Origin of the sequence: Streptomyces sp. NPDC052496 (assembly GCF_040679095.1) — a bacterium.
In the GTDB taxonomy this organism is placed as follows: Bacteria; Actinomycetota; Actinomycetes; order Streptomycetales; family Streptomycetaceae; genus Streptomyces.
Genome location: NZ_JBFAUH010000032.1, coordinates 82,146 through 98,845 on the forward strand (window position 1 = coordinate 82,146; position 16,700 = coordinate 98,845).

A 16,700-nucleotide genomic window follows, 5' to 3' on the forward strand; every position below is an offset into this window, starting at 1 on the left:
GGACGCGCCCTAATCCGCGAACCCCCGCCTCGGATCCGCCCGCAGGGCCTTGCCGCGCCGGTGCAGGTCCTCCAGAGCGTCCTGCAGGACCGTGTGGCGGTGCCACTCCAGCCACCGGCCGGCCTGGGCGGCCATCCCGTCCAGGGCCTGGGCCTGAGGGCGCGTCAGGGACTGGCGTGCGCGGGGGAGGTGGAGGGAGAACACGCCGACGGTGCGGCCCGCGGACGAGAGCATCGGCATGCTGTGGGCGGTGCGGCTGCCCACCGACAGGATCATTTCGCGGGCGGGATCACTGATGGCCGGATCGGTGGCCACGTCCGCGGCGACGCGGACCCGGCGGCGGGCGGCGAGGGAGCAGGACGTGCCCTCCTCGACCACGGCGAAGAAGTCCAGAAACTCCTCGCTGAGCCCGCTGTGGTGCTCCATCCGCAGCCCGACGGGCGGCTCCACCGTCTGCAGGTCGCCCATCGGGGCGTCGGTGCACGCCAGCGCCTGGTGGAGCACCTGACGCAGGACGGTGCTGCGGTTGACCGTGTCGGGCCGGTGGCCGGGCAGGAAGCGGAGCGGGGGAGGGGTGCTGGCGGTCCGGCCGGGGAACCACAGGCCCCGTTCGTCGTCGGGGCGGGGGACGGAGACCACGGCGGACGCCAGGTTGCGCAGTTTCAGGTTGTGCTGCTGCGAACAGCGCTTCATCAGCTCGAACGCGGTCTGCGCGTCCGGCAGCCGGTAGCGCTCCTGGAGCAGGCCCTGCGCCTGGGATATCAGCGGATGCGCGAGCAGCTTGCCGCGCAGGTCCCGCACCTCCCGGCGGAGCCGGTCGAGCTCTGCCCGGGTGTCGTCCCGGGGCCCGTCGCCCAGGGCGCCGCCGGCGTCCGGCGGTCCGGCGGCCGGGTCCGGCTGGTGCGCCGCCGCCGGCGGGTCCACTGGCTCTTGCATCGCGATTCTCTCCCTGATCAGGCCGTTCACCGGGGCGCGACGAGCCGTCGGGGGCGGCTGTCCGTCGGCACCTCGGCCTTTGCGAACCTAACCCATCCCCCGCGCGGGTCTCGCAGGACGCGGGCCCCTCCGGGCCTTCTGTGGCAGGGCTCACTCAGCTGCCGGGTGCCGCCCGGACGGACGTACCGTGCACCGTCCGCAGGCGGCGTACCTCGCAGCCGGCCGCGGCCACGGCTGCGAGCACCGCGCGGCGCGCCCGCTCGCTGTTCCGGGGCGGGAAGGCGGCCCGCAGCTGGTGCCCGTAGGCCGTCTCGTAGGTGCACTGCCAGTCGGTGCCCCGCGCGGCCGGCTTCAGTCGACCAGTTCGCCGGACGCCATCAGCCGCGTCAGCTCGGTGCGGGAGCGCACGCCCAGTTTGCGGTAGACGCGGGTGAGATGGGCCTCGACCGTCTTGCGGGAGACGAAGAGGGAGACCGCCGCCTCGGTGTTGTTCAGGCCGCGCGCCACCGCGCGGGCCACCTGGAACTCCTGCGGCGTCAGCTGCTCCCAGACCCCGTCCGGCGCGGCCGGCGCCGTCGGCGGGGCACCGGTGGCGGCCAGTTCACCGGCGGTGCGCCGCGCCCACGGCAGCGCGCCCAGGCTCTCGAAGCGCGCCAGCGCCGAGGTGAGCGGGGCGCGGGCGGCGCCGGGACGGCGGTAGCGGCGCAGCAGTTCCGCCTCGCACAGCAGCGTACGGGCCTGCTCGAACGGCTCCCGGACGCGCTCGTGCGCCGCCCGGGCCGCGGCGAACGCGGCCCGCGCCGCCTCGTGCGACGCGGCCAGCAGTCCCCGGCAGCGGGCGGCGGCGGCCTCCGCGGACGCCAGCCCGGTGGCCCGCGCCCGCTCCTCCAGCCACGCCGCTACCTCCGCGGCGCGCGCCGTGTCGCCCGTACGCAGCTGCGCCTCGACGAGGTCGGCGGCGCACGGCACGACCAGCGGGTTGCCCACCCCCTGCGCGACGACCAGCGCGAAGCTCTGCTCCAGCTGGCCGGCGGCGGCGCAGTGGTCGCCGTGCGCGAGGGCCGCCAGCCCCAGGGCCGCGGTCAGGTGCATCTCCAGACAGCCGATGCCGTACCCGCCGACCTCCCGCCGGGCGCGGCTCACCTGCTCCTCGCACCGCACCCGGTCGCCGCGCAGCGCGTCCAGCCGGGCCAGGCAGGCCAGGCTGTAGCCGACGCAGGAGATCTGGCCCAGCTCCTCGGACCAGTGCAGGGCCTCGGTGGCGTCGCCGTACCCGGCGTTCCAGTGGCCGACGCGGGCCTCCAGGTCGCTGCGTACGGCCAGGGTGAACGGCAGGACGCCGGGCGCGCTGTGCCGGCGGGCGGACTCCACGGCGGAGTTGAGCAGCCGGCGGCTGCGGTCGCGGTCCTCGACCCAGGTCCACGCCTGCCCGGCCAGCGCGTACAGCTGCTGGTTACGTACGGGATCGCCGGTACAGTGCCCGTCGGCGGCGCCCAGCATGGCCACGCCCCGGCCGATCTGCCCGGAGAGCGTCAGCGCCGATCCGAGCAGCGCCATGCTCAGCCAGCGGTCCGGCCCCGACTCGGAGGCCAGGCGGAACGAATCTTCGGCGATCCGTACGGCGGAGGCCACCCGGCCGTCCATGCTCGCGGGCACCACCGCCTCGGCGAGCAGGACACAGGCCCGTACGGCATCGGTGCGGCGGATGTTCCGCGCGGCCTCGACGAGGAGTTCGTAGGCGCGCGCGGGCTCGCCGTTCCAGGTGTGGATACGGCCCAGCAGCAGCTCGATGTCGGCGCGCACGGAGGGCTCCGTCGTCGTACGCAGCGCCTCCTCGCACCAGCGCGAACTGGACGCCGAGCCGCCCAGGAAGGCGTCGGACGCGGCACGGTGCAGCAGGCCCGCGCGCGCCGCCCGGTCCCCGGTCAGCTCCGCGGCGCGCCGCCAGGCCAGCGCCGACTCCTCGAACGCGCTGCGCCGGCGCGCCTCTTCCGCCGCTTCCGACAGGGCGGCGGCGGCCCGCTCGTCGGGCCCGGTGGCGGCGGCCGCCCGGTACCACGCGTGCAGCGGCCCGCGGGTGACCTCGGCGAGGGCACCGAACGCGGCGAGCCGGTGGGCCAGCGGCGCCCGCCCGAGCACCAGCGGACGCAGCACGGGGTGGCGGAAGTCCAGCCCGTCACCGTTCGAGGTCACGAGGCCGTCCTCCTCGGCCGGGCACAGCGCCTTCAGCGACAGGCCGAGCACCTCCAGCGCCTCGCACAGCCCGGCCAGCGCCGTCGACCGGTGCGCGGCCAGCACGGTGAGCGCCTGCCGGGTGGCCTCGGGGAGCGCGTTGATCCGGGCCGACCAGGCGTGTTCCAGGTGCCGGCCCAGCGACGGCGGGTTGTGCATCGGCTCCTCGCCGCGTGCCTGTTCCGGGGTCAGCGAGCGGGCGGCCTCCAGGAGGGCCAGTGGATTGCCGCCGCTGACCGTGACCAGGTCCGCCTCCACCGCCGGCGCGGTCACCACGCCCGCCCGCCGCAGCAGCTGCCCGCACTCACTCCGCGACAGCCCAGTGACCTCGACGGACGGCAGACTGTGCGGCGCGCCCGGCTCACCGTGCTCCTCGCGCGAGGTGAACGCGAGCGCCACCCGCTCGCCCGCCACCCGCCGCGCGACGAACAACAGCACCCGCTGGGAGGACGGGTCGACCCACTGGAGGTCGTCGACGAGCACCGCCACCGGCTTCTTCTCACCCAGCGACGCCAGCACGTTCAGCGCGCCCATGCAGGCCGCGTACGGGTTGGCCAGCGGCTCACCCGACAGGGCCAGGCACGATTCCAGCGCCGCGCGCTGCACCCCGGGGAGTTCCCTGAATTCCGCAGCAAACGGGAGCAACAGGTCGGCCAGCGCCGCGAACGGCAGCACCGTCTCCGACTCGATGCCCCGCGCCCACAGCGCGGCGTCCCCGGCCTGCTCCGCGGCGTACTCCAGGAGCGCCGTCTTGCCCACCCCCGGCTCTCCCCACAGCAGCAGCGCCGCGCCCCCGTCCGCCCCGGCGGCCAGCAGGTCGTCGAGCAGACGGCGTTCGCGCCCGCGTCCCACCAGCCCCGGGCCCGCCGGGCGGGAGAGCCGGGACCAGCCGGAAGTCCGTCGCCTGACGTCCATGTCGCCCCCCGGGCGCTCGCAGGTGCCCTGTGCGGCCCGTACTCCGCCGGGACCATCATGCTCCCCCGCGGAGCGCCCCTGAAGGGCCTCGCACATTCTGCGGGCACATGTGGGGACCTCCCGGAAGCGGCGCCCCGGCGGAAGGAGTTGAGTGACAGCACGCGCGGACACGGAGAACACGGGGGGCACGTCATGACAGGCTCCGCAGGGCCCGGTCCTCGGCTGGATGCGGTCGAGCTCAAGGTCACGTTCTCCGGCGCGCGGGCGGAGGTGGCCGCCAAGGCTCTGGCACCGGACGACGGGGGCGTCTGGTGCCAGGTCTTCTTCTGCGAAGGGCCCCGCCACCGCCACCCGGGCGAACTCCCGCTGCTGGAGGCCGGGGTGATCCTGCGCCTGCGGTCACGGCAGGGCAGGAAGGGCGACGCCACGGTCAAACTCCGGCCCTGCCGCCGGGCCCGTGTCCCCGCCCACTGGCTGGACTTCCACCAGGACGGCGACGAGGAGTTCCGCCTGGAGAGCGACTGGGCGGGCGAACGCCAGGTCCTCGCGGCCGCCCTCACCGGCACCCGCGACCGGCGCGACATCGACGAGGTGACCGCCGGGCACCGCCCGCTGCACACCGCCTTCTCGCGCACCCAGGAACGCTTCCTGGACGACTGCGCCGACCTCGCCGTCGACTTCGGGCAGCTGACCGTGCACGGGCCGGTACGCGCCCAGCGCTGGCGCGGCGTCCGCCGCCGGCACCACGAGCTGACCGTGGAGCGCTGGTCACTGGCCCCGCGCACCGGGCCGCCGCTGGACTGGCTGGAGGTCTCCGAACGGGTGGAGCCGGAGGGCGCCGAGGTCGTCCGGGCGTCACTGCTGGCCCTGCTGCGGCAGCTGGGCCTGGAACCGGACCTGGAACAGGAGAGCAAGACCCGGCGCGTCCTGGAGGCGCTGACGAGAGACGCGTGAGAACGCGGGGGAGGTGGGCAGCATGGGGGGACTGCCGTTCCGCCTGGACGTGTTCGAGGTCCGGGACGAGTGGGTGATCATGTGTACGTCACCGCTCGGCCGGACCAGCGCCAAGGTGCGCCCGCCGTACCCGCCCGACGCGCTGCCGCTGATGCTCGCCGAGATCAGAATGGCCCTCATCCGGTCGGCCAGCCCGGTCATCACCCGCCGCGCCTCCCTGGTGGAGAAGAGCGTCCGGGACTTCGGCGAGCGGCTCTCCGACACCGTGCTGACCGGTGACATCCGGCTGCTCTTCGACCGCTGCCGCGAACACGCCCGGCGCCAGGGCGAGCCACTGCGCGTCGTCCTCGGCCTGGACGGCCCGCAGGTCTCCGGCATCCCCTGGGAGTTCGCCATCGACCCGTACGCGCGCGACAGCTACCTCGGCCTGCGGGTGCCGGTCGTCCGCTCTCCGCAGCTCATGGACGCCCCGGCGCCGGTCCGCATGACGCCGCCGCTGCGCGTGCTGGGCGTCATCTCCCGGCCCACCGACCTGCCCGCGCTCCAGGCCGACCGCGAACGCGACGAGATCACCCAGGCGTTGCAGCGGCTGAGCACCGACGTCGCCGTCGACTGGCTGCAGGGCGACGGCTGGCACGAACTGGCCGAGGCGGTCCGCACCAGCGCCCCGCACGTCCTGCACTTCGTCGGACACGGCGGCTTCGACCCCGAGACCGAGGCCGGGTACCTGGAACTGTCCGCCGAGGACGGCACCGCGCTGCACGTCTCCGGTACGGACCTGGGCCGCCTGATGCACGACAGCCCGCAGCTGCGGCTGGTGGTGCTGAACGCCTGCGAGTCGGCGACCAGCGGCGCCGAGGGCGTCTTCAGCAGCACCGCTGCGAAGATCATGCGGGAGGGCGTGCCCGCGGTGGTGGCGATGCAGTACGAGATCACCGACCCGGCCGCGCTCGCCTTCGCCTCGTCCTTCTACACGGGCATGGCCCGCGGCCTGCCGGTGGACCGTGCGATGACGCTGGCCCGCGAGAGCGTGAAGATGACGCTGCCCGGCAGCCTGGAATGGGCCACGCCGGTGCTGTTCCTGCGGTCCGACGAGACGCAGTTGTTCGTCGTACCGGAGGCGGAGGCGGAGAAGGGGAAGGGGAAGGAGACGGATCCGGGTACGGGTACGGGAGCGGCTGCCGGTGCGGGGACGGCGGGGGAGGGCGGGGCGCCTGGCCTGGCCGGGCAGGCGCCCCCGTCCGGCACGGGACAGCCGGCCGCGCCCCCGTCCGCCGGGCCGGAGGCGGCACGGGGCTCCGTGGGGGACGTGGCGTCCGAACGCACCGTGTCCCAGCGGACGACCGGTCCGGGCCCGACGACCGGTCCGGGCCCGACACCCGGCCCCGCGGCACAGCCTCCGCCCGCGTACCCGTCGTACCCGCCGTCCCAGCCGCCCCCGTCACCCCAGACACACCACCCATCTCAGCCATCCCAGCCACCCCAGCCTTCCCGCGAACAACCCTGGATGGCCGGCGTCCGGGAGAAGTTCGCGCGCTACATCCGGGCCGAACCGGTCGCTCCGCCGCCCGGCTCCCCGCCCACCACCCGGGGCGCCCACACCTCCCAGCCGCCTCCCGGTACACCGTCCGCCCCCACGGCACCGGCCGCGGCGCCCGCACAGACACCTCCGGTCTTCACCCCGCGCCCCGCCGACCGGCCCCGTGCCCCCGGGCTGCTGCCCGGTCTCGGCCCGTGCGTGCAGGCCGCCCTGGGCCCGCGCGACCTGCTCGCCGCCGCCTGCGCCGACGGCTCGCTGCGGGTCTTCCGGCTGGACCCGCCGCAACTGCTGGCGGAGTGCGCCCTCCGGCAGCACGGCCCGGTCCTGCGCCTCGCGTGGAGCCCCTGGCCGCGCCATGTCGCCACACTCCACGAGAGCGGCACCACCGTCGTCTGGGACATCGAGACGGAGGTGCCCGTACGGGCCCTGCCGGGAGCCGCCGGGCAGACCAGCGCGCTGGCCTTCAGCGGTGACGGGCGCTGGCTGGCCACGGCGGGCGGTGACCGGATCCAGGTGCACGACACCGACGGCCGTACGGTACGCAGCCTGGTGGCCGCCCCGGCGCCGCTGGTGCCCTGCCTGGCCTTCGCGCCCGGCGACCGGCACCTGCTGGCGGGCACCGCCGACGGCGCCGTACGCCGGCTGGACGTCCACGGGCGGACCACCGCACAGTGGCCGCACCCGCAGCCCGTCTGCGCCTTCGCGGTGTGTACCGACCGGCTCGCCACCGGCAGCCCCGACGGCCGGATCCGCGCCTGGTCCTGGAGCGGGCGGCTGCTGCACCGCGTCCACCAGGGCGGCGCCGTACGGCAGTTGGCGTACGCGGCGGACGGCACGGTGCTCGCCGCGGCGAGCGACGACGGGGCCCTGGTCCGCTGGGACCGCGACGGCACGCCGCAGGACCGCACCGAGCAGACCGGGCGCCCGGTCTGCGTCGCCTTCACCGGCCGGGACGGCGCGGTGCTGACCGCGGCCGACGACGGCGTCGTACGGCTGCACCCCCGCACCACCGCCCCCACGGGGCCGGACACCGGAGGGGCACCATGACCGAGGTCGAGATCTTCTGGCCCGCCGCGTATCCGCTCGACGCGGTGCACACCACCGACGCCCTGCTGCGCGAGTCCGGCATCCAGGCCACCTACCGGCGCGCGCCGATGCGCCGCGGCCCGGAGACGTACGCCCTCGTGCTCCTGGCCGGGCACACGCTCCAGCCCTTCCTGCGGGCCGTGTTCGAACGGGTCGGCGCGGACGCGTACTCCGGACTGCGGACCTTCGTCAGCGGCCTGATCGGACGCAAGCCCGCCGCGGACGCCCCCGGCGCGGTGGTCTTCGAATGCGTGAGCACCCGCGCCCAGTTCGTCTTCACCCACGGCCTCCCGGACGCCGCCTACCGGCAGGCCCTGGCGCTCGACCCCGGCACCACCCCGGGCCGGTGGGCCTGGCAGGACGACCGGCAGACCTGGGTCCGCTTCGAGGAACGGGCCGCGGCCGGCGGACCCGCCGGCTGATCCGGCCACCGTACGACCGGCACCACTGTCACCACCAATATCACTGTCACCACCGGCAGCCCCTAAGGGCCGGCCCACCGCATGGACAAGGAGGCCGTCATGGCTTATCCGCAAGGCCCGCCCGGCGAGGACTGGGGTGGCGACACCCCGTGGACCGGACAGTCCCAGCAGCCACCGCCCACCGGGCCGCCGCCACCGCCCCAGTACCAGCCGCATTACCAGGCCCAGTACGGCCCCGGCTACCCGCAGTACGCCAAGCCGCCGCAGAGCTACCTGGTCCCGGCGGTCCTGGTGACGCTCTTCTGCTTCCTGCCCACCGGCATCGCGGCCATCGTCTTCGCCACCCAGACCAACGCCAAGGTCAGCGCGGGTGACTGGGCCGGAGCCGAGGAGGCGTCGAAGAAGGCGAAGCTGTGGACGTTCATCAGCCTCGGGGTCGGTCTCTTCGTCGGCGTCATCGTCCTGGTCAGCAGTGCCGCGGGCGGCGGCTACTGACCGTGCCCGCCCCGCGTTCCGTCCGGCGCCGGACGCGCGAAGCCTGGTCCGGCGCCGCCCTGTTCGCCGCCCTGGCCGTGCTCGTGGCCCTCCGCGACCCCGAAGCGCCCGGCCACTACCCCAGCTGCCCCTTCCGCTCCCTGACCGGCCTCCTCTGCCCCGGTTGCGGCACCCTGCGGGCGCTGCACGACCTCACCCGGGGCGAGGTGACCGCCGCCCTGGCGCACAACGCGCTCTTCGTCGCCGTCCTGCCCCTGGCCCTGTTCTCCTGGCTGCGTGCGGTCCGGGGCCGGCCGGCCCTGCTGACCTCCGCCTGGGCGGGCGTGAGCGCCGGGGCCGTACTGCTCCTCTGGGGCGTCGTGCGCAACTGCGTATGACCCGTGGGCCGGACGCCTCGGTGCCCTGCGTGGGGCAGACAGGTGATATCCCGGGTACCTGGTGCGGCCGCTCGGGGATCGTGGGCAGCTTCCTGGTGACCGGCCCATCAGCGAGATGCAGGAGCCCCATGACGACGACAGCCGACGACGCGCCACGGGAGACGAGCCCGCTCCCGGCAGGGGAGGCGGGCCTCACGTTCGCCTCGCCCCCGTCCGACGAGACCGAGGAGGCGGCGCGGCGCGCGGTGCTGCGGGCCACGGACCACCTGCTGGCCCGGCAGCACACCGAGGGCTGGTGGAAGGAGTTCTTCAGCACGGACGTGAGCTACGACGCCCACGACCTGTTCCTGCGGCACCTGCTGGGCGTCCTGGACGAACGGGTGGCCGCCGCGAGCGGCCGGTGGATCCGTTCGCAGCAGAGCGCGGACGGCTCCTGGCCCCTCGTCTTCGACGGGTCCGGTCACCTGGGCACCACCGTCCAGGCGTACGTGGCGCTCCGGCTCGCCGGACACGGCCCGGACGAGGAGCACATGCTCCGGTGTGCGGCCTGGGTACGTGCGCAGGGCGGTGTCACAGCGGCCCAGCTGGAACCCCGCGTCTGGCTCGCCCTGCTCGGCCTGTACGGCTGGGACGGCCTGCCCGAGGTCCCGCCGGAGATCATCGCGCTGCCCAAGTGGGCGCCGCTGAACATCTATTCCTTCGGTTTCGTGATGCGCCAGGCGCTCGTCTCGCTCAGCATCATCAGCGCGCACCGGTTCGTGCGGCCGGTCCCCTTCGGCATCGACGAACTCCTCGCCCCGTCCGACGGCACCGACACCGGCCGTACGCCGGCTCCGGTCCTCAGCTGGGAAGGCGTCTTCCAGCGCGTGAACACCCTGCTGCGCGCGGGCCGCCGGGTCATCCCCGGCCCGGTGCGCAGGACCGCCATGAACGCGGGGGCCCGCTGGCTCCTCGAACGGCAGGAGGCGGACGGCAGCTGGGGAGCGTGCACCCCCATCACCACCTGGGTGATCCTCGCCCTGCACCTGAACGGCTACCCGCCCGGCCACCCGGCGCTCCAGGCCGCGTTCGGCTTCCTGGACGACTGCGCCTCCTGGCCCGAGAAGGACGTACGCAGACTCCAGACCGTGCACAGTCCGGTCTGGGACACCTGCCTGTCCACCACCGCACTGCGCGACGCCGGCCTGCCCGCCGGCCACCCCGCGCTGGTCAAGGCCGCCGACTGGCTGCTCGACCGGCAGACCGACCGGCCCGGCGACTGGGCCGTCCGGCGGCCCCACCTCGCCCCTGGCGGATGGTCCTTCCAGTTCCACAACCAGAACTACCCCGACCTCGACGACACCGCCGAAGTGGTCCTCGCGCTGCTCCGCGTCGACCACCCCGAACCGGCACGCCTGGACGACGCCGTGCGCCGGGCGGTGCGGTGGAGCGTGGGGATGCAGAGCGGGAACGGCGGGTGGGCGGCCTTCGACGCCGACAACACCAGCACCCTGCCCAGCAAGCTGCCCTTCTTCGACTTCGGCGAGTACTGCGCCGACCTGCCGACCCCCGATGTCACGGCCCACATGGTGGAGACGCTGGCAGCCCTCGGCATGCAGCATGCCCCCGCCGCCCACCGCGCCGTGCGCTGGCTGCTCGAACAGCAGGAGGACAGCGGGGCGTGGTCCGGGCGCTGGGGTGTCAACCACGTCTACGGCACCGGCTGCGTCCTCCAGGCGCTCGCCGCCGCCGGCACACCCGGCGACCACCCCGCCGTCCGGCGTGCCGTCACCTGGCTGACGTCGGTGCAGAACGAGGACGGCGGCTGGGGCGAGGACTGGGAGTCCTACGCCGACCCGGCGCTCCTCGGGCGCGGCCCCTCCACACCGTCCCAGACCGCCTGGGCGCTGCTCGGACTGCTCGCGGCGGGCGAACGCGACAGCGACGCGGTGCGCTCCGGGGTGCGCCGGCTGGCCGGACAGCAGACGGACGACGGCACCTGGGAAGAACCGCACTTCACCGGCGTGCTCGTCCCCCGGGCCGTGGCCTGCCACTACGGGAACTACCGGCACGTCTTCCCCCTCATGGCCCTCGGCCGCTACGCACGGCACCAGGACCCGGAAGACGGCCACCAGGGCGCGGAAGACGACCACCGGGGTCCGGAAGACGGCCGTTAGAGACGGCCCGGCGGCCCGGCCGCGGTCACCTGGGCGGGCACCCCGGTGGCCGCGGCGGCCCGGTCCGCGCAGTGGGAGCGGGTGCGGAGGTGGAGGACGAGGAGGGCCAGGGCGCTGGTGCCGGCGGACCAGGCGAGCGAGAACAGGCCGTACGACCAGGGGGTGCGGGACGTGAACGACGCGGCCAGCGCCAGCTGGTTCGCGCCGTACAGGGGCAGTGCTTCGAGGCCGGACAGGTCGACCACGGTGAAGACCGGGTTCTGCAGGCCGGTGTCGACCAGGCTGAGCATGATGACGAGGAAGAAGCCCTCCAGCTCACCGCGGACCAGCGACCCCAGCAGCAGCCCGATGCCGCCGTACGCCAGACCGGCGCCCAGCAGGCCGAGAGTCAGCGGGCCCCACTGCCGTACGGGCACGGAGGCCCACAGCACGGCCACGGTGTACAGGGCCAGCACCGTGGTGATGAGGGCGACCCCGGCGACCTTCGCCAGCAGCATCGGGAGGCGCGGGTAACCGGCCAGCAGCAGCCGGCGGTCCATCTCCCCGGCCTTGTACGTCTCCATGAACGTCACGAACCCGGTGACCAGGGTGACGGCGGCGAGCGCGTTGACGATCTGACTGATGTCGCTGGCCGGCGCGACGGCGTCGGTGCCGAGGGAGCCCATGGGGAAACGTACCGCCCGGTCCGAAGCGCACAGGCGGGCCACGGCGATCCACGCGGGGACGAAGGCGACCGCCAGGAGCAGTGCCGTACGGTTGCGCAGCTGGCCGAGCAGGGTGCAGCGCAGCATCTCGGCGAACGCCGCCGGGTACGGCCTCATCGGACCGGCTCCTCGACGTCCAGGCGGCCCTCGCGCAAATGGCCGACCGCGTCGAAGTGATGCAGGTCGTGCAGCAGGTGCGAGACCACGACGATCGAGCGGCCCGCGTCGCGCAGCCGGGCGGCCAGCGCCCAGAAACGCTGGTGGGTGTCCCAGTCGAAGCCTTGGTACGGCTCGTCCAGCACCAGCAGCTGCGGGTCGTGCATCAGGGCGACCAGCAGATTCAGCTTCTGCCGCGTCCCGCCGCTCAGCTCCCCGGTCCGCCGCCGTCCGCAGTCGGCGAACGCCAGCACGTCCATCAGCTCGTGGGCCCGCGCCAGGTCCGGCAGCCGGTAGGCCACCTGGAAGAGCCGCAGGTGCTGCAGGACGGTGAAGGAGTCGTTCAGTACGGCGCGCTGCGGGCAGTACCCGACCGCCCCGCTGCGTTCGACCGTCCCCCGGTCGGGCGTGAGCTGCCCCACGGCGATGCGCAGCAGCGTGCTCTTGCCCGCCCCGTTCTCACCGACGACACCCACCAGCGCCCCGGGCGGCACGTCCAGATCGGCGCCGCGCAGGACCTGTCTGCGGCCGTACGCCTTCCACACGCCGTCGATCCGCAGCCGTGACTGCCGTTGCGTACCCTCTGGCGGCACATCGGGCCCTTTCGTCAGCGAAGTGTGTAGATGGAGGCGGCGAGGGCGAAGGTGTACCACTGCTCCACCAGGCGGTAGCTGCGCTGGTCGTGCTCCGGGCCGCGCAGCACCAGCACCCGGGCCGCCAGCAGCAGGCTCAGGCCGCCGAGGAACACGTCGGTGGCGACGAGCCACCAGTGCGCGCCGGCCGGGGCCATCAGGAAGCAGTGGATGAACACGGGACCGACGGCGAAGCCGGCGCACAGGAAGATCCGGGTCGGCAGTTCCCCGAAGACCAGCGGCATCGTGGAGCGGCGGACCGCGCGGTCGCCGTGCATGTCGCGCAGGTCCTGGACGGACATCAGGAAGGTCACCGTGACCGTCAGCGTCACGATCCAGCGCCAGGCGTCCGGGGTGAGCGCGGTGACGATCTCCCACGCGGCCATCAGCTGGGCGATGACCCCGATCCCGGCGTACAGGTTCCTGCCCAGCCAGTGGCGGCCCCAGCCGTACTCGTGCTGGAGCAGGGAGAGGATCTGCCACATCAGCGCCCACTTGAGGACGCCCAGGCAGTAGCCGTACACGGGGAAGGCGATCCGTACGGCGGCCAGGCGCAGCCGGGCGCCCCGGATGGTGCTCTCGCCGGTGACCAGCGGCCGGTAGGGCTTGTTGTGGCGGTCCTCCTCGACACCGACCAGCTGGTTGGCCAGGGTGTGCTCGTAGATGAACAGCCAGAAGTACAGCGCTCCCGCGGCTGCGGTGACCGCGGCCGCGGTCAGGGACAGCCGGGCGTGGACGGTGGCCGCCACGACGAAGCAGGTGGCGGGGAAGACCGTGGTCCAGCGGTCGACGCGGATGAACAGCCAGCTCAGGCGGATCTCCCGCCAGACGGACTGTGCCACCGTCGTGGGAGCGCTCGTCGTCGGGGTCGTCATGGGGCGGCTCCGTACTGTTCGGGCAGTGGTTCCCGGTCCGCCCGCCCGGCGGTGCGGTGGCCGGACCGGCCCGCCCGGCTCACGCCGCGCGGTGGACGGCCGCCTCCGCGACGGCCTTGAGCGTACGGACCGCGTCCGGGGTGAACGGCGCCGCGTCCAGGACCTCCAGGGCCTGCCGGTAGCGCTCCTCGATCATCCGCTCGACGGTGGCCCGGGCCCCGGTGCTGGTGAGGATCTCGCGGACCTCGGCGGCTTCCGGTTCGCCCAGTCCGGGGTCGCCGATCAGCGCGCGCAGCCGTCCGGCCTGCGCGGAAGGGGCGACCCGCAGGGCGCGGACGATGAGACTGGTGCACTTTCCCTCACGCAGGTCGTCCAGGCGGGACTTGCCCATCCGGTCCGGGTCGCCGAACACCCCGAGCACGTCGTCCCGGAGCTGGAACGCCTCGCCCAGGGGCACCCCGTAGGCGGTGCAGGCGTCCATGACCCGCTGGTCGGCGCCGGCGAGGGCGGCTCCGACCTGGAGGGGCCGTTCGATGGTGTATTTGGCGGTCTTGTAGCGGACGACGGTCAGCGCCGTCTCCATGCTCACGTCGAGATCGCCGGTGGTGAGCAGGTCCAGGTGCTGGCCGGCGATCAGTTCGGCCCGCGCGAGGTCCACGACGCGCAGCACGGCGACGCGGTGGGCGTCGGGCATCGGCGTGGTGTGCAGCAGTTCGTCGGACCAGACCAGGGCGAGGTCGCCCACCAGGATGGCGCCGCTGATGCCGAAACGGTCCGCCATGTCCGGCAGCGGGTGGCGCTCGGCCAGCAGCCGGTGCACCGAGGGACGCCCGCGCCGGCTGTCGGCCGCGTCCATGATGTCGTCGTGCACGAGGGCGCAGGCGTGCGCCAATTCGATGGAGGCGGCCAGCCGGACGGCCTGCGCGGGGTCACCCTCCCCGCCCGCCGCACGCCAGCCGGCCACGCACAGCAGCGGACGGACCCGCTTGCCGCCGTCGATGAAGTCCCGCAGCAGAAGGACGAGCGCCGACTGGCCGGGGACCGCGGAGCTCTGCGCTCTTTCGGTCAGGAACGAACTCAGCAGGTCGTCGATGGCGGCACGGGGAGCGAAGAAGTCGGACTCGACCGGAAGCGTCTCAGTACGCATCGGACAGGCGCGTCCCAGGTCCGGGGGCCGGTTCGGGCGCCGCCGGACCCGGCGGCTGCGGTCCCCGGAAACGCCCAGGAGGGCCTTCGCGGCCGCTGCGGACATGGCTCGGCAGGGCGGTCAGGGTCGGCGGGATCTCGGCCGACCAGCAGTGCTTTCTGTGCATTCATCCAGTCCTTCGGTCATCACGCGCACATGCCTCCGTACGAAACGGGGCCATACTTGATGTACACCGAAGTCCATGGCGAAACGCCCTACGCGACAGTTTTCTACCTGATTGTCGTAGGCGTTCGACGGGGAGGCCGCCCGGCGGTCCGGTCAGCCGAGGCCCTCGCCCAGCGCGGCGACCGCGTCGGGGGAGTGGCCCGCCGCGCGCAGCGGCGCGCGGACATCGCGCTCCAGGTCGGGCAGGTAGCCGAGCAGGACGTCGGCGGGACCGTGGACGCGGACGCACGACGACGTGGCGGCCGGCAGCAGCAGCGTCTCGGCCGGGCCGAGGATCTCCCGGACCGGCCCGCACGTCACCTCCGTCGCGGCCCCGATGTTGCTGAGCACCACACACGTGTCGAACCTCGGCACCGCGGTGCCCGGCGCCCGCACCCGCCAGTTCTCCAGCGCGAAGTACGGCCCGGCACACAGCATCCGGCGCTCCGCCCCGCCCTCCGGCGGCAGCCGCAGCCCGGGGTGGAAGTCCGGCCGGTGCTCCGGCTTCCACTCGCACAGCAGAGCCTCGACGTTGGCCCGCCACTGGCCGTCGTCGATCGGGGCGCCGTCCTCCATACGGTGGCGCATCGCGTGCTGTTGCAGGTCGGAGGTCTGCTCGATCTCGTAGACGAGGGTGTCCGGCCCGAAGCTGTGCGGCGTGCCGCCCGGTACGTACAGGGTCTGGCCCGCGCGTACCGGCAGGCGCCGCAGCACGGCGTCGAAATCCTGGTCGAGCAGCGCCTGCCGCAGCCGGTCGTGGTCCACGCCGGGCCGTACGCCGGCCAGCGCCGTGGTACCGGGCGGCGCGTACAGGATGTGCCAGGCCTCCGTCTTGCCGTTCGGCTCGCCCTCCCGCTCGCGGGCCGCCGCGTCGTCGGGGTGCAGATGGACCGGCAGGGGCCGGTGCGCGTCGATGAACTTGGTCAGCAGCGGGAACCGGGGGCCGCGCCAGCCGCGCCCGACCAGGTCGTCGGGGTGGCTCAGGGCCAGCTCCCGCAGCGTGTGGCCGGCCAGTGACCCGTTCAGGACGTGCGAGTGCTCCCCCTCGACATCACTGACCTCCCACGTCTCCGCCACCGGTCCGTCGGGCAGCCCGGTCCGGCCCAGCCGCTCGGCGACGGCCCGGCCGCCGAAGACGTGCTGCTTGACCGGTGTGGTCAGCCGCATCGGATACCAGTTCATCGTCCGAGTACACCCCTGCTTTCCGCCGGTCCGGATCCATTACTCCGACCACTGGCGCGCCCCGGGCCCTGCCGTACGGCGTGCGCGGCGGCGCGGCGTGGCGCGTATCAGGTGCCCGCCGCACACCGGCCGAATCCCGTGCCGGTATCCCGTGTCCGAAGCACCGCCCGAAAACGCCCGCCCGCGTCCCTTCGGCGCAGGGAATTTCCTCCGCACGGAAATCCGCCCGTTTACCGGCCGGGTGCCCGGGCACGCGACTGACTGTCAAGGAAACGGCTCGACCGAAAAGGAGCGCGACCATGACCGCCGACAAGAAGGCTTCCAGCAAGGCCGAGCGCGCCAAGGGCGCGGTGAAGGAGAACGTCGGCCGTGCGGTCGGCAACGAACGCATGACGGCGGAGGGCCGCGCGGAACGCGCCAAGGGCGATGTGCGCGAGGCCGGCGAGAAGGCCAAGGACGCATTCAAGCGGTGACGTCCCCGGTGTGACCCTGCCCTTCGGCGCAAGCGCCTGATGCGACTCTTTGTGCCCCCTGCACCACCCTCTGGAAATGCACGCGTATTCAGCGGATTCGTGTGCGCGACAGAGTTCCGGGGGGGGGGGGCGCGGCCCAACCCGCCCCCCGCCCCCCCCCGCGCGGGATGGGGGAGCGCGCAGCCCACACGACAGGCGCCGCCCGCGCGCCCCC

14 protein-coding genes are annotated in these 16,700 nt (G+C 74.0%); 7 read left to right on the top strand and 7 right to left on the bottom strand.

Going from position 1 to position 16,700, the window contains the following annotated elements:
• Positions 1-9: 9 nt before the first annotated feature.
• Positions 10-936 carry an ANTAR domain-containing protein gene (locus AB0L45_RS33460; RefSeq protein ID WP_365846755.1) on the bottom strand — a complete coding sequence of 309 codons (927 nt, stop codon included), beginning with the start codon at positions 934-936 and terminating at the stop codon, positions 10-12.
• A gap of 351 nt (positions 937-1,287) precedes the next feature.
• Positions 1,288-4,083, bottom strand: coding sequence for an AAA family ATPase (locus AB0L45_RS33465; protein ID WP_365846757.1), 2,796 nt, complete (start codon positions 4,081-4,083; stop codon positions 1,288-1,290).
• A gap of 192 nt (positions 4,084-4,275) precedes the next feature.
• On the opposite strand from AB0L45_RS33465, the gene AB0L45_RS33470 reads away from it, so the two are divergent.
• The 6 genes from AB0L45_RS33470 (at position 4,276) to shc (ending at position 11,113) form a co-directional block, all read left to right on the top strand.
• The gene (locus AB0L45_RS33470) at positions 4,276-5,037 is read left to right on the top strand and encodes a hypothetical protein (protein ID WP_365846759.1); all 762 of its coding nucleotides are present in this window, start codon (positions 4,276-4,278) and stop codon (positions 5,035-5,037) included.
• Positions 5,038-5,059: 22 nt separating this feature from the next.
• Positions 5,060-7,624 (top strand): CHAT domain-containing protein, encoded by a 2,565-nt coding sequence (locus tag AB0L45_RS33475; protein ID WP_365846761.1) that lies wholly within the window; start codon positions 5,060-5,062, stop codon positions 7,622-7,624.
• On the top strand, positions 7,621-8,085 hold the full coding sequence (locus AB0L45_RS33480) for a hypothetical protein (protein ID WP_365846763.1): 465 nt from the start codon (positions 7,621-7,623) through the stop codon (positions 8,083-8,085). The genes AB0L45_RS33475 and AB0L45_RS33480 overlap by 4 nt, the downstream gene beginning before the upstream one ends.
• Positions 8,086-8,184: 99 nt before the next feature.
• Complete coding sequence (locus tag AB0L45_RS33485) at positions 8,185-8,580, top strand: CD225/dispanin family protein (RefSeq protein WP_365846765.1); 396 nt, start codon at positions 8,185-8,187, stop codon at positions 8,578-8,580.
• 2 nt (positions 8,581-8,582) lie between these two features.
• A complete protein-coding gene (locus tag AB0L45_RS33490) occupies positions 8,583-8,957 on the top strand; it encodes a DUF2752 domain-containing protein (protein ID WP_365846767.1) in 375 nt (124 codons plus the stop codon).
• A 128-nt stretch (positions 8,958-9,085) separates the two neighbouring features.
• A complete protein-coding gene (gene shc, locus AB0L45_RS33495; protein WP_365846769.1) occupies positions 9,086-11,113 on the top strand; it encodes a squalene--hopene cyclase in 2,028 nt (675 codons plus the stop codon).
• On the opposite strand, the gene AB0L45_RS33500 is transcribed toward shc, so the two are convergent.
• The 5 genes from AB0L45_RS33500 to AB0L45_RS33520 all read right to left on the bottom strand — a co-directional run bounded on the left by AB0L45_RS33500 (position 11,110) and on the right by AB0L45_RS33520 (position 16,013).
• Positions 11,110-11,934: a hypothetical protein gene (locus AB0L45_RS33500; protein WP_365846771.1), complete on the bottom strand. Its 825-nt coding sequence runs from the start codon at positions 11,932-11,934 to the stop codon at positions 11,110-11,112. The genes shc and AB0L45_RS33500 overlap by 4 nt on opposite strands.
• The gene (locus AB0L45_RS33505) at positions 11,931-12,566 is read right to left on the bottom strand and encodes an ABC transporter ATP-binding protein (RefSeq protein ID WP_365846772.1); all 636 of its coding nucleotides are present in this window, start codon (positions 12,564-12,566) and stop codon (positions 11,931-11,933) included. Before AB0L45_RS33505 ends, AB0L45_RS33500 begins: the two co-directional genes overlap by 4 nt.
• 14 nt (positions 12,567-12,580) lie before the next feature.
• On the bottom strand, positions 12,581-13,480 hold the full coding sequence (locus AB0L45_RS33510; protein WP_365846774.1) for a UbiA family prenyltransferase: 900 nt from the start codon (positions 13,478-13,480) through the stop codon (positions 12,581-12,583).
• A 79-nt stretch (positions 13,481-13,559) separates the two neighbouring features.
• Complete coding sequence (locus AB0L45_RS33515; protein ID WP_365846776.1) at positions 13,560-14,627, bottom strand: polyprenyl synthetase family protein; 1,068 nt, start codon at positions 14,625-14,627, stop codon at positions 13,560-13,562.
• A gap of 318 nt (positions 14,628-14,945) precedes the next feature.
• Positions 14,946-16,013, bottom strand: a complete 1,068-nt coding sequence (locus AB0L45_RS33520; RefSeq protein ID WP_365846778.1) for a type I phosphomannose isomerase catalytic subunit — start codon at positions 16,011-16,013, stop codon at positions 14,946-14,948.
• 299 nt (positions 16,014-16,312) lie between these two features.
• Here AB0L45_RS33520 and AB0L45_RS33525 point away from each other — a divergent pair, with 299 nt between their 5' ends.
• Positions 16,313-16,486: a CsbD family protein gene (locus tag AB0L45_RS33525; RefSeq protein ID WP_365846780.1), complete on the top strand. Its 174-nt coding sequence runs from the start codon at positions 16,313-16,315 to the stop codon at positions 16,484-16,486.
• Positions 16,487-16,700 lie beyond the last annotated feature (214 nt).